Source organism: Streptomyces sp. NPDC040545, from assembly GCF_055595065.1.
Genome location: NZ_JBVIWA010000015.1, coordinates 70,184 through 84,835 on the forward strand (window position 1 = coordinate 70,184; position 14,652 = coordinate 84,835).

At 69.1% G+C, this 14,652-nt stretch carries 14 protein-coding genes and 4 pseudogenes; 9 read left to right on the forward strand and 9 right to left on the reverse strand.

The features are described from left to right. Positions 1-9: 9 nt before the first annotated feature. Complete coding sequence (locus ACZ573_RS26085; RefSeq protein ID WP_471308166.1) at positions 10-1,434, reverse strand: outer membrane protein assembly factor BamB family protein; 1,425 nt, start codon at positions 1,432-1,434, stop codon at positions 10-12. Between the two features lie 149 nt (positions 1,435-1,583). After that, a pseudogene (locus tag ACZ573_RS26090) lies at positions 1,584-2,126 on the reverse strand (TetR/AcrR family transcriptional regulator C-terminal domain-containing protein); the annotation flags it as partial. 1 nt (position 2,127) lies between these two features. On the opposite strand from ACZ573_RS26090, the pseudogene ACZ573_RS26095 reads away from it, so the two are divergent. After that, a pseudogene (locus ACZ573_RS26095) lies at positions 2,128-2,991 on the forward strand (FAD-dependent oxidoreductase); the annotation flags it as partial. A 168-nt stretch (positions 2,992-3,159) separates the two neighbouring features. Here the strand turns inward: ACZ573_RS26095 and ACZ573_RS26100 are convergent. The 5 genes and pseudogenes from ACZ573_RS26100 to ACZ573_RS26120 form a co-directional block, all read right to left on the reverse strand. Further along, positions 3,160-3,342: pseudogene (locus ACZ573_RS26100) on the reverse strand (hypothetical protein); the annotation flags it as partial. A gap of 437 nt (positions 3,343-3,779) precedes the next feature. After that, positions 3,780-4,520, reverse strand: a complete 741-nt coding sequence (locus tag ACZ573_RS26105; protein ID WP_471308169.1) for an SDR family oxidoreductase — start codon at positions 4,518-4,520, stop codon at positions 3,780-3,782. 108 nt (positions 4,521-4,628) lie between these two features. After that, on the reverse strand, positions 4,629-5,228 hold the full coding sequence (locus ACZ573_RS26110; RefSeq protein ID WP_471308172.1) for a phosphoribosylanthranilate isomerase: 600 nt from the start codon (positions 5,226-5,228) through the stop codon (positions 4,629-4,631). Positions 5,229-5,260: 32 nt separating this feature from the next. After that, a complete protein-coding gene (locus ACZ573_RS26115) occupies positions 5,261-5,452 on the reverse strand; it encodes a hypothetical protein (protein WP_471308174.1) in 192 nt (63 codons plus the stop codon). A 367-nt stretch (positions 5,453-5,819) separates the two neighbouring features. Then, positions 5,820-5,999, reverse strand: coding sequence for a hypothetical protein (locus ACZ573_RS26120; protein ID WP_471308175.1), 180 nt, complete (start codon positions 5,997-5,999; stop codon positions 5,820-5,822). A 314-nt stretch (positions 6,000-6,313) separates the two neighbouring features. Between ACZ573_RS26120 and ACZ573_RS26125 the strand changes: the two genes are divergently transcribed. Next, complete coding sequence (locus tag ACZ573_RS26125) at positions 6,314-6,913, forward strand: TetR family transcriptional regulator (RefSeq protein ID WP_471308177.1); 600 nt, start codon at positions 6,314-6,316, stop codon at positions 6,911-6,913. Between the two features lie 331 nt (positions 6,914-7,244). Here the strand turns inward: ACZ573_RS26125 and ACZ573_RS26130 are convergent, their stop codons facing one another. Next, entirely contained in the window at positions 7,245-7,841 is a 597-nt protein-coding gene (locus ACZ573_RS26130) for a hypothetical protein (RefSeq protein WP_471308180.1), read from the reverse strand. A 215-nt stretch (positions 7,842-8,056) separates the two neighbouring features. On the opposite strand from ACZ573_RS26130, the gene ACZ573_RS26135 reads away from it, so the two are divergent. The 6 genes from ACZ573_RS26135 to ACZ573_RS26160 all read left to right on the forward strand — a co-directional run bounded on the left by ACZ573_RS26135 (position 8,057) and on the right by ACZ573_RS26160 (position 13,647). Then, positions 8,057-9,571 carry a DHA2 family efflux MFS transporter permease subunit gene (locus ACZ573_RS26135; protein WP_471308183.1) on the forward strand — a complete coding sequence of 505 codons (1,515 nt, stop codon included), beginning with the start codon at positions 8,057-8,059 and terminating at the stop codon, positions 9,569-9,571. A gap of 37 nt (positions 9,572-9,608) precedes the next feature. Continuing rightward, positions 9,609-10,262, forward strand: a complete 654-nt coding sequence (locus tag ACZ573_RS26140) for a TcmI family type II polyketide cyclase (protein ID WP_471308186.1) — start codon at positions 9,609-9,611, stop codon at positions 10,260-10,262. 581 nt (positions 10,263-10,843) lie between these two features. Further along, positions 10,844-11,272: a nuclear transport factor 2 family protein gene (locus ACZ573_RS26145; RefSeq protein ID WP_471308190.1), complete on the forward strand. Its 429-nt coding sequence runs from the start codon at positions 10,844-10,846 to the stop codon at positions 11,270-11,272. 32 nt (positions 11,273-11,304) lie between these two features. Next, a complete protein-coding gene (locus ACZ573_RS26150) occupies positions 11,305-12,117 on the forward strand; it encodes a response regulator transcription factor (RefSeq protein WP_471308192.1) in 813 nt (270 codons plus the stop codon). A 103-nt stretch (positions 12,118-12,220) separates the two neighbouring features. Further along, positions 12,221-13,441: a cytochrome P450 gene (locus tag ACZ573_RS26155; protein WP_051837739.1), complete on the forward strand. Its 1,221-nt coding sequence runs from the start codon at positions 12,221-12,223 to the stop codon at positions 13,439-13,441. A gap of 11 nt (positions 13,442-13,452) precedes the next feature. Then, positions 13,453-13,647, forward strand: coding sequence for a ferredoxin (locus tag ACZ573_RS26160; protein ID WP_471308195.1), 195 nt, complete (start codon positions 13,453-13,455; stop codon positions 13,645-13,647). A gap of 62 nt (positions 13,648-13,709) precedes the next feature. Here ACZ573_RS26160 and ACZ573_RS26165 read toward each other — a convergent pair whose 3' ends face one another. After that, entirely contained in the window at positions 13,710-14,168 is a 459-nt protein-coding gene (locus ACZ573_RS26165) for a nuclear transport factor 2 family protein (protein WP_471308197.1), read from the reverse strand. A gap of 285 nt (positions 14,169-14,453) precedes the next feature. Between ACZ573_RS26165 and ACZ573_RS26170 the strand changes: the two are divergent. Then, positions 14,454-14,630: pseudogene (locus tag ACZ573_RS26170) on the forward strand (TcmI family type II polyketide cyclase); the annotation flags it as partial. Positions 14,631-14,652: the final 22 nt, after the last annotated feature.

The window sequence follows — 14,652 nt, forward strand, 5'->3', positions numbered from 1 at the left end:
CGGCCGCCGTCACCAGCCGAAGACCGGGTCGACGTCGAAGGTCGGCGGCAGCAGTCCCTTGCGGTCCAGGTTGACGAAGACGTACGAGCCGGGCGGGCCGGGATAGAAGGCGAACCGCTCGCCCAGCGGCAGGTCGCGCAGGACCGTGGGCTCCGCCCGGCGCCCGCCGTCGGCCAGGCCGCGGTGGGTGAGGTGCGTCCACCAGTGGCCGGAGGTCACCACACCGACCTCGCCGGGGCCGGTCGGGGCCAGGCCGCGGACCTCCTCGTCGCCGGCGCCCGCGTGCCAGAGGCGGCCGCCGTCGGTGAGGGAGTAGGCGGACACGCCGCTCTTCTTCCCCTGCTTCACCGCGGTGACCAGCGTGTCGCCGGTCAGCACCGGGGACGGCTCGGACAGCAGGTCCCCGTCCGGGCCCGAGGCGGGTACGGAGCCCCGCACGCGGCCCGCGCCGTCGAGCAGCAGCACCGCGTCCATGCCGGTTTCCGCGGTCTCCGTGACGCGCAGGACCGGTGGGACGGCGGACAGCACCCGCACCTCGCGCAGCCGGCTCGCCGTGGGCAGCGCGGTCTGCCAGGCGCGGGTTCCCGTACGGGCGTCGACGGCGGTGATCCGGGCGGCGTCGCCGCACTCCTCCACGTACAGGGCGTGTCGCTCCGAGCCGTCGACGGCTTTCACCGTGCAGTCGGCCGGGACCGGGACCCGCCAGAGCTCGTGTCCGCCGTGCAGGTCGAGGCCGGTCACCGTGTCCCGGTCCGCCACGACGGCGCTCGCGCCCGCAGCGGCCACCAGGGCCCGGCCGGTGTCCCGGCTCCACCGGACCAGGCCCCCGGCCAGGTCCACGGCGACGACCTGCGAACCGCACGTGCCCACGCTCTCCCCGTACGCGAGGAGGCCGGTGTCCGACGGGGTCGTCCGGCTGAGCGCGCAGAGCGGCGTCCGCTCCGGGGCGGGCAGCCGCCAGCCCTTGCGGCCCTCCCCGTCGTAGGCGACGAGGCCGTCGGTGCGGGCCCGTACGAGCATTCCGGGCGCGGGCGCCCAGACGCCGACCGGGGCCGCCGCCGGATGCACCGGCTCCTGCCACCCGGACAGGTCCAGCTGCGGGCCGCGCACCCACTCGTAGCCCAGCCAGCCGGGCCCCAGCGCGGCCAGCGCCACGCAGCCGGCGATCACCCGGACGTGCACCGGGGCGCGTCCGTGGCCGCGCTTCCCCGGCGTCCGCCACAGCAGCCACGCGGCGGCGGCGCACAGCACGGCGAGGATCGCGAGGGTGCCCGTGCCGCGCGGGCAGCTGTCGATCCGGCACATGCGGCCGGGGGCGTCGGCGAACACCAGCTTCGCCAGCAGGACCAGATACAGGGCGGCCACCGCCGCGAACGCGGCGGCGCCGACGCACGCGAGGTAACCCAAGAGCCGCACGGGCCGCGGTCGTTCCATGTCCATGATCCTCCCGAGCGGGACCCTATCGACCGGCCGCCGGTGCCCCTGCGGGGGGCTCGGCGGTGTACGGCGGGTCCGGATCCACACCGGGCTCCACCCGTGCACCAGCAGGGCGGCGCCGCGGGGGCAGTGGGTGTCGGGGGCTTCTAGCGCAGGGCTGAGATGCCGGCGAGGAAGATGTCTACCCCGACGAGGAACTGCTCGCGATCGTCATGCTCGCCCAGCTGAGTCGCCGCCGCGTGCACGAACGGGTACCGGCCAGGGTCGATCTGCGCCCATTGCGTGGCGGCGTTCTCCAGGAAGGTCTCTCGGTCCGTGTCGCTGCCCGCGCGGAGCCGTGCGTTCGCGGCGTTCTGCGCGGCGACGCCGAGGACGTAGTTCACAAGGGTGCCGGCCGCGTCGAAGCGCGCCTTTTCCGGAACACCGAGGGCGTCCAGCAGGCGGCCGACGCCCTCGTAGAAGTCCAGCAGCGCGGGCCGCCACGGCTGGCGGGAGAATTCCGCCCCGACCCAGGGGTGAGCGTCGATCGCGTCGAACAGACCGAGGGCGAGGGCGCGCAGAGCAGTGCGCGGCTCCGCGTCGGCGACCGCGCCGGACATCACGCGGGTGATGACCTCGTCAGCGGCCGTCGCGAGCAGATCACTCTTGTCCGCAACGTGGTGGTAGATCGCCCCGTAGCCGGTGCTCAGGCCCGATACCGGAACCGGCGAACGCCCGGAGGTACCGCGCGGCGCACTGCGGCAGATGCTGCTCGACTCCCTGCCCGCCGGAACCGTCCACTGGGGCCACATGGTCACCGCCGTGCAGGCCCTCGGCGACGGCCGCCATCAGATCGACTTCGCCGACAACACCACCGTGGTCGCGGACCTGCTCATCGGCGCCGACGGCGCCTGGTCGCGCGTACGCCCGGTGCTCTCGAAAGCCACTCCGGAGTACTTCGGCGTCTGCAGCGTGGAGACGTTCCTCTTCGACGCGGAAACCCTCCACCCCGCCTCCGCGAAGGCGGTCGGAGCCGGCTCGCTGTTCGCGCTCGCACCGGGCAGGGGACTGCTGGCCCACCGTGAAGGCGGCGGAACCCTGCACACCTACGCGCAGCTGAAGAAGCCCCAGGACTGGTTCACCGACTTCGACACCACCGATGCCGCAGCCCTCACCGCACGGGTGGCGAAGGAGTTCGACGGGTGGGCTCCCGCACTCACCGCCCTGATCACCGACGGCAACACCCCGCCGGCCCTGCGCCCCATCTTCACACTGCCGGCCGGACACCGCTGGGGCCGCATGCCGGGGGTGACCCTGCTCGGCGATGCCGCCCACCTCCGGGCACCGAACGGCGAAGGCGCCAACCTGGCCATGCAGGACGGCGCCGAACTGGGCCGGGCCCTCGCCGCGCACCCCGGCGATGCGGAGACCGCGGTCGCCGCGCACGAACAAGCCATGTTCGCCCGCGCCGCCGCTGTGGAAGCGGACGACGACGGCTTCTACACGATCATGATCGACGACCACGCGCCGTACAGCTTGCTCGCCCTGATGACCGGCGCCGAACCAAACGCGTGATCCGCAGCCGCGCGTACAGCACCAGACTGCCCGACGCCGTGCCCCGCACGGTGCTCTGAAGCGCGGGTCCGCGGCACCGGCTCAGCCCTCGCGGCCGTCGTCGTCCTCGTCCAGCTCCGGCGCGTCCGGGTCGCGCAGCGGACGCAGGGCGCCGGCCGCCGGAGTCGAGGAGCCCTCCGGCGCCCTCAGCGCCGCCACCAGGTCTCCGGGCAGCGCCGGGTCCGCACGCCGCGCGGCCCCCGCGACGGTGGCCTGCAGCCGCTTCTCCGCGACCTTCCGCACCTCCGACACCTGCCGGGCCAGCACGCTCACCCCCGGCAGCAGCACTCGGTTGCGGCGCAGCCAGCCCAGCCCCCAGCCGGCGCGCTGACCGATCATGATCATTCTCGGCGCCAACGGCTGCACCGATGTTCCCCGAGGCCGTTCCATCCCCCTGTGGGCTTCGACGGCGTGAGGGGTGGGGGGACGGGGCGGGGTGTCCCCGCAGGACGAGCGCGCAACCACCGGGTACGGCCGAGACATGCCCGCACGCGCCGAGCCGAGGAGACACCCCGCCCCGGCACCCCACCCCGCCCCCCTGCCGACAAACCCGCCACCCCCAGCCCCGCCGGCGATTGAGGCGCGGGACCGGGCAGCGCCCGGCACACGGCCCGCGCCGTGCACCGCCTAGCCCCCCGCAGGGGCACCGTCAGGATCCCCGCCCCGGTGGGCATCACCCTCGACACCGAACCCCTCAAGGAGTTCGCGCGCCGAGTGACGCCCCTGCGCCGGGGCCCGGGGCCCGGGGCTCAGAGCGCGGAGCCTCCCGTGGCGTCGACCACCCGGCCCGTCACCCAGCGCGCGGCGTCGGAGGCGAGGAAGCCGACGACGTCCGCGATGTCCTCGGGGCGGCCGACCCGGCCGAGCGCGGAGAGGGAGGCGGCGTGCGCCTCGGCCTCGGCGTTGCCGCGCAGCCAGCCGGCGTTGACATCGGTGTCGACGATGCCGGGGGCGACCGAGTTCACGGTGATCCCGCGCGCGCCGAGGGCCTTGGCGAGGTTCAGGGTCAGCGTGTCGAGCGCGCCCTTGGTGGCCCCGTAAGCCAGGATCTCGGGCATCGCGATGCGCGCGGCGCCGCTGGAGATGTTGATGATCCGGCCCCCGTCGCGCAGCCGCCCGAGGGCCTCCTGGACGACGAAGAACGGCGCCCGGACGTTCACCGCGAAGACCCGGTCGAAGTCCTGCTCGGTGATCTCGCCCAGGGGAATGGGCAGTCCGATGCCCGCGTTGTTGACGATGATGTCGACCCCGTCCAGCCCCAGCGCGTCGTACGCCGCCCAGAGCGCGGCGGCGGAGCCCGGGCTGCCGAGCTCCGCCTGGAGGGCGAAGGCCCGGCCGCCGTCCTTCGCGATCCGCTCGACGGTCTCGCGGGCGGCCGCGCCGTCGTTCGCGTACGTGAGCACGACGGTGACGCCGTCGGCGGCGAGCCGCTCGGCGATGGCCCGTCCGATGCCCCGGCTGCCGCCCGTGACCAGCGCTGTCCTGCTCATGAAGTCCCCCCCGAATTCAGTAATGATCACTACAGAATAAAGCTAGCACAGTTTCTGTAGCGGTCATTAAGTAAATTTGGAGACGTACGGGCGCGTGAGCCCCCGACGTCAGCCCCGGGCGGCCTCGACGAACGCGCGGATCAGCTCCGGAGACTTCACGCCGCGCTCCCGCTCCACCCCGCTGGACACGTCCACGCCCCACGCCCCGGTGGCCGCGAGCGCCTCCCGTACGTTGCCCGGGTTCAGCCCGCCGGCGAGCAGCCAGCACCCCTCGGGCGCGGTGAAGTCCGCCGCGCCCCAGTTCCACGGCTTGCCGGAGCCCGGGTCTGGCGCGTCCAGCAGCAGCAGGTCCTCGCCGTACTCACCGCAGCGCCGCACGCGCTCGGCGGTGGCCCGCAGCAGGGTCCGGCCCTCGGCGCGCAGCGCCGCGAAGTCCCCGGGCCCCTCCTCGCCGTGCAGCTGCACCCCGCGCACACCGCTCTCCTCGGTGAACCGGCGCACCTCCGCCACCGCCTGCCCCCGGAACACCCCGACGGTGAGCACCCCGTCCGGCACCCGCGCGGCCAGCTCCCGCGCGGTGGCGGCGTCCACGGTCCGCGGACTGCCGGGCGCGAAGACGAACCCGACGGCGTCCGCCCCGGCGGCCACGGCCACGTCGACATCGTGCGCGGTCCTGAGCCCACAGATCTTGACGAAGAGATCAGCCATGCACCCAGCCTATGCGGACCGGGGCGACGGCCTCAGCGGCCCAGCTGCCCGGGGCCCAGCACCGACCCGCCGATCGCGGCCGCGAGATGGGCCGCGCCCGCCTCGTCGTCGCACCGGAAGTGCACGTAGACCGTATGCCGGCCGTCGGGATGCTCCTCGTTGATGTCGAGTTCCACCCGCTGGTTCGTCGGGTCCTGCGACCACGACGGGATCGCGGGGACCACTCTCCGCGCCAGCGCATCCTGGCCGCTCCGCCGCCCAGCGCGCGCAGGAAGGCCTGTTCGACAGGGCCGGGGGCCACGTCCGCGTCCACGGTCAGCGGCAGCTCGGCCGCCAGCTCCCGGTCGTCACCGGGCAGTTCGGCGCCCGTGAACCAGACGAACCGGTCCCAGTCGTACGACAGCTCGAACAGACCCGTCGGAAGGAGCGCGGCCAGCGCGCGGGCCTCCCGGACGGTGTGCGCCTACGCGACGAGCCACATCTCCGGGTTCGAGCGGCTTCATCCACGCACACAGCCGGCGGGCCCGCCGGTAGGCCTCGGCAAGGTCGTCGGTCCGGAACACGGGGTAGGCCATCGAACTCCCCATCGCCTCAGCAGCCCCGCTCCGGCTCGCCCAGCACGCTGCCGCCGATCGCGGCGGCGAGCCGCTCGGCGCGGACGAACTCCTCCCCGGCCACCGCGGCCGGCGGCCCGCACAGCAGGCGCGCCTCGGCGTACGGCTCGGCGAGATCGCCGGTGCGCTGGACCGGGTACGCGACGGAATTGCCCATGGCCGTACCGTCACACGCCCCCACCCACCCCGGCCGGCGGTTTTACCAGGCGCCGGCAGCACCGCCCCGATACGCCCGACCAGCCCCTTCCCGTCCGCCGTCGCAGACAGACCGAGGCCCCACCCTGTAAGATCGCCCCGGAAAGGTGACCTGATTTCGGCGCCCGGATATAATCTCAGCACTCGCCTCCTTGCTAGCCTGCGGCACCTTTCTGCCGCCAGGGCGTCAATTCGCCCAATTCCGCTCACGTGGCAGGGCCAAACAGGGGCGATGGACAACGATTTAAGACGTCCCTAGTGCAAGGGGTTGCCGGAGTGGCGGGACTGCGAGAACGGAAGAAGGCGCAGACGCGAAAGCGCCTGGCGGACGCCGCATTCACCCTGTTCCGCGAGCGCGGATTCGAGAATGTGACCGTTGCGGAGATTTCCGACGCCGCGGAAGTGGCCGTGAGCACACTGTTCGCCTATTTCCCCTGCAAGGAAGCGCTGGTCTTCGACGCCGAAGACGAGTACGACCGCGCATTGACGGCCGCGGTCCGTGACCGCGACGCCGACGTCTCGATCCTGGACGCGCTCGAGGCGCACCTGGCGCCGGTGGCGCAGCCTGCGGCGGGCGGCCCGTCCGGCGAAGACTTCGTCGAACTCGTCAAATCCACGCCGGCACTGCTGGATTACGCCGGCCGGGTGCGGCACCGCTGGGAGGCCAGCCTCGCCGCCACCCTCGCGCAGGAGGCCGGGGTCCCGGAGGGCGACCTGCTCGCGACGGCCCTCGCCCGCTTCATCCTGGACGCCATCTTCCTCGTTACGTACGGGGATCACTCCCCGGCGGATCTGACGTCCGTGTTCCAGCGACTGCGGTACGGCTGGGCGGACTTCGGTACCGCGGCCGCCCGGAAGCCCGACACCGCGGAGTAGGGCCGCCGGCGCCGCGGACCAGGACCGTGTGCTCGGTGTCCAGCGGTCCCGCGAGCCCGGCCTGATCCGCAAGACGCCCCCCTAGTGCTGTGGCCGGGAAGGTTTGCCGGGTCGCGTCGTCCGGTGCGGTGGATCGCAAGGCGGAGGACCGCGGCTCGTACTGGACGTACTTGCGCGGTCCGACAACCTGGGGGTCCCCCCGGACGGAGTCTGGGGGATGAGGCGCCGTGCCGGGCGTCGTGACCCGGTGAACCTTCCCGGTCACAGCACTAGGGGCGAGGGCACTCCCCGCGGCACCGAGCGGTCCCGTCAGGGCGTTCGAGTGCGGGGATCACATACGGGAACCACGTGCGGAGCCGGTCTCGATCCGCACCGACACCGATGCCTCGTGCGCATGGGGGACAGCGGGCAGGCCGCGCACCACGCGCCGCAGCTCCCGGCTCGCCGGCACATCGGCCGCGAGGCCACCGCCGTGCTGTGCGGCGCCCGGGCAGGGCAGCTGCGTACGGCGGGCGCTTCGGTCACCCCCGTAGACAAGGGTGAGATCCCGCTCCCACTCCCCCAGGGCGTGTACGCCGACGGCGTCCAGGTGGAAGACGATCCGTCCGTGTCCGTCCCGGGGCCGCAGTTCGAGGCGATCCGGCCGACCGCGTACGACGGTGCATCGCCCTTCGGGCCCCAAGTCGGCGGCGGAGAGCCGGTGGACGAGGTACCCGAGGAGGGACGGGTCGGCGTCCAGATGAAGACAGCACGGTCCGGTCGCGGCCCCGCGCAGCCCGAAGGCGCCGCCGCCCAGCGACTCGACGTCCGTCGCATACTCGATCAGCGCCGCCAACACGTGGTGTTCCAGGCGTAGTTGACCTCCGCAAACGGCCGCAGCGGCTCGGTATGCGCTGACCACCCGCCGCTCGAACGGCGTGAGCCTCATGGCACCAACTCCCCGTAGCGCTTCAAGGCGGTCAGCGGCTCGAGCGGTACGTCCATCGGCCCCTCCTCGGCGAGCACCCCCGTCCGGATCGGACCAGGGTGAGGCCAACCCTGCCCCGAACCGAGCCCGGAAGGCAAGTGGATCCGTATTGACATGCACTTCAAATTCAGATCTACTCTGAACTCGTAGTGACTTCGCCATTTTGAGGAGGACCCATGAAAGTGACGGCTACGCACCGCTGGCTGGCCCTCGGTGCGCTCGCTCTCGCGATGCTGACCGTCGGGCTCGACATGACGGTGCTGAACATCGCCCTGCCGACACTCGCCCGCGACATGCACGCCGGCACCGCGGCCCTGCAGTGGTTCAGCACCGCCTACACCCTGACGCTGGCGGGGGTGATGCTGCCCGCCGGTGCGCTCGGCGACCGGTTAGGGCGGAAGAAGGTCGTGTTCGGCGCCCTGATGCTGTTCGGCGCGGCCTCGGTCTGGTGCGCGCTCGCCTCGTCGTCCGGCGAGCTGATCTCGGCCCGCGTGCTTCTCGGTGTCGCGGCGGCAGCGCTGATGTCCCTGTCGATGGGGATGATCCCGGTGCTGTTCCCCGACCCGGCGGAACGCGGCCGGGCCACCACCGTGTGGATCACGGCGGTGACACTCGGAATGCCGTTGGGCCCCATCGTCGGCGGCCTGCTGCTCAACCACTTCTGGTGGGGTTCGGTGTTCTTGGTGAACATCCCTACCGTCATCATCGGCGCGCTCGCGGTGGGCCTGTGGATGCCGGAATCCCGCAGCCGGGTCCGCCGGCCGATCGACCCGGTCAGCGTGGTGCTCTCGGGAGCCGGACTGGTCGGTCTCACCTACGGGTTGATCCGGTTCGGCGACGAAGGCTGGGGTGACGGCACGGCCTGGGGAACCTTCGTGGCGGGCCTCGCCCTGATCGCGGGCTTCGTCGCCTGGGAGCGGACCCGGGAACACGCCCTCGCGGATCTCAGCCTCTTCGGGGACCGCGGATTCAGCATGGGCACCATCTACCAGCTGATCAACGCCTTCGCGATGTTCGGCCTGTTCTTCACCATCCCGCTGTACTTCCAGTCGGTACTCGGCGTCGACTCGCTCGGCAGCGGTCTGCGCATGCTCCCGATGATCGGCGGCCTGCTGGTGGCCTCGAACTTCCTGGAAGGCCTGCGCGACAAGATCGGTCTCAAGGCGACCCTGATGATCGGCTTCGCCGTCCTCGCGGTCGGGATGGGACTCGGCTCGCTGACCGACATCGGCACCTCGTACGGGTTCGTCGCCGCCTGGATGGCCATCGTCGGCCTCGGCATCGGCCTGGTACTGCCCACCTCCATGGCACTGGCCGTGGGCGCGCTCACCCCCGAGCGGGCGGGCGCCGGATCGGCCCTGCTGTCGGCCCTGCGCCAGGCGGCCGGCACCACCGGTGTCGCTGTGCTCGGCACGGTGCTGTCCACCCGATACCACTCCGAACTCGGCCCGCTCAACCACAAGCCGGTCTCCGAAGGCGTCGGCTCCGGTGTGGCCGTTGCCGACTCGCTCGGCGACCAGGCGATGCTCCACGGCGTCCAGACGGCCTTCATGAGCGGCATGAGCCTGCTCCTGAGCGTCTGCGCCGGAATCGCGGTCGTCGGCCTCGTCCTCGCGGCGGTCACCACCAAGAAGCGCACCACCGAAGCCGGGGCGCAGCTGCCCGAGGTGGAATCCGCGCCGATCGCGTAACCGAATATCGATACTCTCCCACCAGGAAGTGATGAACATGCGCACCATGGTCACCGTCGCGAAGATGGACCAAAATTCCATTCCCGAGGTTTCGAAGCTGTTCGCCGAATTCGACAGCACGGAAATCCCGAACATGATCGGATTGCGCCGCCGCCAGTTATTCATCCACGACGGCATTCAGATCCACCTGTATGATTTCGCCGAAAAGTCCGACCAGTCCGCCCTGGAAAAGGTCAAGACCGATCCGCGAATGGGTCGACTGGCGATCGACATGAAGGCGTTCGTCACGCCGTACGAACCCGAAACATGGAACTCCCCGGCCGATTCCACGGCTTTCTGCTTCCACGACTGGGAGGACGAGCCGATCGAGAACCAGGGTCGGACGAATACCGCCGTCACCATCACCCGGATGGACCAGGCGATGATTCCCGCCGTCTCGAGCGCCTTCCGGGAGTTCGAATCCACCGAATACTCCCGATCCACGGGAATCCGTCGGCGCCAGCTGTTCGCCTTCAAGGATCTGTGCATCCACATTCAGGAATACACCGGCAGCAATGGTGCGGCTACCGCACAGAAGGCCGCGTCGGACATCTGGTTCGGCAAGGTGGTCCGGGAGCTGCCGGAGCTCGCTCCCGAGGAGTCGGCGACGGACGGCACCGCCAGCCGCTTCTACGGCTGGGAGGCGTCATGACGCGATGAGTCGCCGGCGGCGACGGATCGCGGCACTGCCGGGCAGGCGTGAAGCCTCTGGTACCGGAACTGGTCTGCCAAGACCAGGTCCGCGCACCAGAGGCTTCACGCCTGTCTGTACCACTTCAAGAAGGTTCGCCCCGCAATATGCATTTACGCAAAGTCACCTTATGATCACCTCTGGCGATAGGTCGACCAAAACATGATGCGAGGAGAATTACCTAGCAACTATGATTACGTTGTGACTTCGACTCGTGTACGCTCGACGCGACAGGAATCAGACACGGGATGCGCCCCTCAGCCCGGCAAGAGGGCAGGCATGGTCGCGCCGGACGTGCAGGGCATCGGCCGCCACCGCCGCCGGCCAAGGATGACAGCCGACCGGTACGCGGTCGGAATGTCGTCGCGCCGAGGCATACGCCGATGTTCAGGAGTTCACCAAAAACCGGGGGTAACGCTTGCAGTTTCGTGCAGCTGCAGGTAATTCGGCGGGATGAAACGACTCGACCGGCCCGCGGTGACACCCATCACATGAGTCCCGTTATGGTTGCGTAACCGCTAGAGAGGCTACATGATCATCCAATGAAAACAAGCCACTTAGACGCCGAGATAAGTTCACTTCTTGACCGATACGTTCTCGGGCTCGACTACGACAAACTTGACGACGAGTGGGCGTCCAGCCTTTTCTCGGAAGATGTGCTCATCGAGTTCCCCGTCAGTCGGCACGCGGGAATCGACGGCCTCGTCGAATATCACCAGAAGGCGCTGGCGATGTGGGATCGAACCCACCATCTGAATACGCCGTCGATTGTGAGCATCGCTGCGGATCGCGCGACGCTTCGCGCCAATATGACGTCGGTGCATGTGCACCACCAGCGGGATGGCGAGACGCTGCCGCACTACGTGTCCGGTACCTACGTCACGGGCGACGCGGTGTATACCGAGCAAGGCTGGCGCCTTTCACGCCTTTCGTTCGAGCTGATATGGAAGACCGGTAACCCGCCGCACTGAGCGGGGAACTGAGAACGGGGGATAACAGCACAATGAAAGCGACTGCTCAAGAAGAGTTAACCGAAACCCACAACGGCGAGCACCGCGCGACGGTCCGATCGATCTTCGGCAGCCGGCGCGGCGCCGCAGCACCACCGCCACCGCCGGCGCCACCCCGGAACGTCTCGGACACCTGGCGGGTCCTCGTCGCCGAGAGCAACCAGACCGATCGCGCGACGCTCACCGAAGCCCTCGCGCGCCATGGCCACGATGTCGCTGCCGTCGACTCGGGCGGGGACGCACTGGCCTCGTTCGAGACCGCGGACCTCGTGCTACTGGACCTCGATCTCCCGGACCTGGACGGCCTCGAGGTGTGCCGCGAGATCCGGGCGGCCCGCGACATCCCGGTCATCGCCGTCACCTCGCAAGGGTCCGAGCTCGACTGCGTTCTCGCGTTGCAGGCCGGAGCGGACGACTACGTCATCAAACCCTACGGGCTCCGGGAACTGATGGCCCGTCTGAATGCGGTGATGCGGCGTTCGCGCCAGAGCACGCACACCGATACGGGCGCCGATGACGCGGCCGTGCTCGAGCACGGCCCGCTCCGGATCGACAGCGACTCGCGCGAGGTCGAGGTGCACGGCGAACCGGTCCCGGTGACGCGCAAGGAGTTCGATCTGCTCGCCCTGCTGGCCAGCACGCCGGGACGGGTGATCTCGCGGGAATCCATCATGCATCAGGTCTGGGGAGAATCCTGGTCACGCCGCACAGTCGACACGCACGTGAGCAGCCTCCGGAGCAAGCTGGGCGGGCCGGACTGGATCGTCACCGTTCGTGGGGTGGGATTCAAACTCCGCAGCTTGTGATGACAATTCATGTGCGGAGAATTGACATTCGCTGAACCTGGCCGTGTAGATGCCCGGGCTATCGTGAGTTTGCAGGAAGCGCAAACTCCGACCAAGGGGTCTCATGGCGAACGCCGATGTTGACGAAAACAACGAACTCGTCACTTTCCCAATTCAGCGCACATGCCCTTTCTCCATTCCGCCGGTCTACACCAAGTTCCGGGAGGAATCACCGATCAGTCAGGTGGTCCTCCCGGACGGCGGAAAGGCCTGGCTCGTCACCAAATACGACGACGTGCGGGCCGTGATGGCCAATCCCAAGCTCAGCTCGGACCGTCGCGCGCCAGATTTTCCGGTCGTGGTGCCCGGGCAGAATGCGGCACTGGCCAAGCATGCCCCCTTCATGATCATTCTCGACGGCGCGGAACACGCGGCGGCGCGCCGGCCCGTCATCAGTGAATTCTCGGTGCGGCGGGTCGCCGCGATGAAACCGCGGATTCAGGAGATCGTCGACGGATTCATTGACGACATGCTGAAGATGCCGAAGCCCGTGGACCTGAATCAGGTCTTCTCCCTGCCGGTTCCGTCGCTGGTGGTCTCCGAGATCCTCGGCATGCCCTACGAGGGCCACGAGTACTTCATGGAGCTGGCCGAGATCCTGCTGCGCCGCACCACCGACGAACAGGGCCGGATCGCCGTCTCGGTCAAGCTCCGCAAGTACATGGACAAGCTGGTCGAGGAGAAGATCAAGAATCCGGGCGACGACCTGCTGAGCCGGCAGATCGAACTGCAGCGGCAGCAGGGTGGTATCGACCGGCCGCAGCTTGCCAGCCTGTGCCTGCTGGTGCTGCTGGCAGGGCACGAGACCACGGCGAACATGATCAATCTCGGTGTGTTCTCGATGCTTACGAAGCCGGAACTGCTCGCAGAGATCAAGGCGGATCCCTCGAAGACCCCGAAGGCCGTCGACGAGCTGCTGCGGTTCTACACGATTCCGGACTTCGGCGCGCACCGGCTGGCGCTGGATGACGTCGAAATCGGCGGCTTCCTCATCCGCAAGGGCGAGGCCGTCATCGCCTCCACCTTCGCGGCGAACCGCGATCCCGCGGTGTTCGATGATCCGGAGGAGCTCGACTTCGGCAGGGACGCACGGCATCACGTGGCCTTCGGCTACGGGCCGCACCAGTGCCTGGGTCAGAACCTCGGACGCCTGGAGCTTCAGGTCGTGTTCGACACGCTTTTCCGGAGACTGCCGGATCTGCGCCTGGCCGTGCCGGAAGAGGAACTGTCCTTCAAGAGCGACGCATTGGTCTACGGCCTCTACGAGCTGCCCGTGACCTGGTGAAAGAGGCGACCATGAAACTCGAGAAGAATCACGACCGCTGCATCGGCGCGGGTCAGTGTGTGCTGACCGAGCCGAGGATCTTCGATCAGGACGACCGGGGCCTGGTGAGCGTCCTGGTCGAGCGGCCCCGGGGCGCCGACGAGGCCGCCGCCCGCAAAGCGGTCTACATCTGCCCGGCGAAGGCGCTGTCCATCGTGGAGGAGTGATCGGATACGGAGCCGCGCCGGGGCCTTCCTCATGGAGGAAGGCCCCGGCGCGGCTTCACCTGTCATCGGTCGTTGTGCACGCCCTGATCGTCGCCGGTGGTCCAGACGGGTTCGATCCCGATCCGGGACAGGAGCCATGACCCGTCGGCGGTCCGCACGGCGGTGAAGGTGTAGCGGGCGCCCAGATCGAAATGCTTGCCCACCCCGTCCCGGCTCACATGCACCGCCGTGATGTTCGCGTGAATGGTCGCGCTGTCGCCCTCCGGTTCGGGCAGCACATTGCTGACGGAGTGCATGGTGGTCGCCCAGGTGAGGTCGTCACGCAGCATGCCGGCCAATGTCTCACGGCCGTCGATCCGGATATCCGGCGCCACTTCCATCGTCACGTCCGGAACGAACACCGTCGACAGCGCCTCGTGGTCACGGGTGTCGACCGCGTGCGCGAACCGCGCCACCAGCGCCTGCAGCGCGAAGAGGTCTTCCATACGTTTGATCGCACTGATCGTATCCATTTTGGTCATACCTGTGATGCTGCACTTCGAACTGTCTGCGGCGCCTCGACTTCAAGATCTTCTGACAAAGCTCTGACGAAGGTTTTTCCTCTGCGCACATCGTTGAGCCTCCCGCATCGAAACCCTGCAGAGTCCTGAAGTTGCCCGTATTGAAACCTGTATCGGGCACCGGAAGACTCGTTCTCGTCACCAGCTTGACCAGTTCAGAAGGCAACCACTCACGAAGTGTCCAGAAGCGCGTCGAGGTCTCAGCCGATTCGGGATTCAGTCCGCTCGAGATACGGAGAAGGAAGTATGCACAGCAGTGTCATCGTGGGCAGGATCGAACCTGGATCCACCGAAGAGGTCGCGGGCGTCTTCGCGGGGCTGGACGGCGAGCCGTCCGGCACCCGGAATCTCCTGCGCCGCCAGCTCTTCGAGTACAAGGGCATATACATCCACCTCCAGGACCACACCCAGGAGAGCCCGACCGAGGTCGTGGAACACGGCGCCG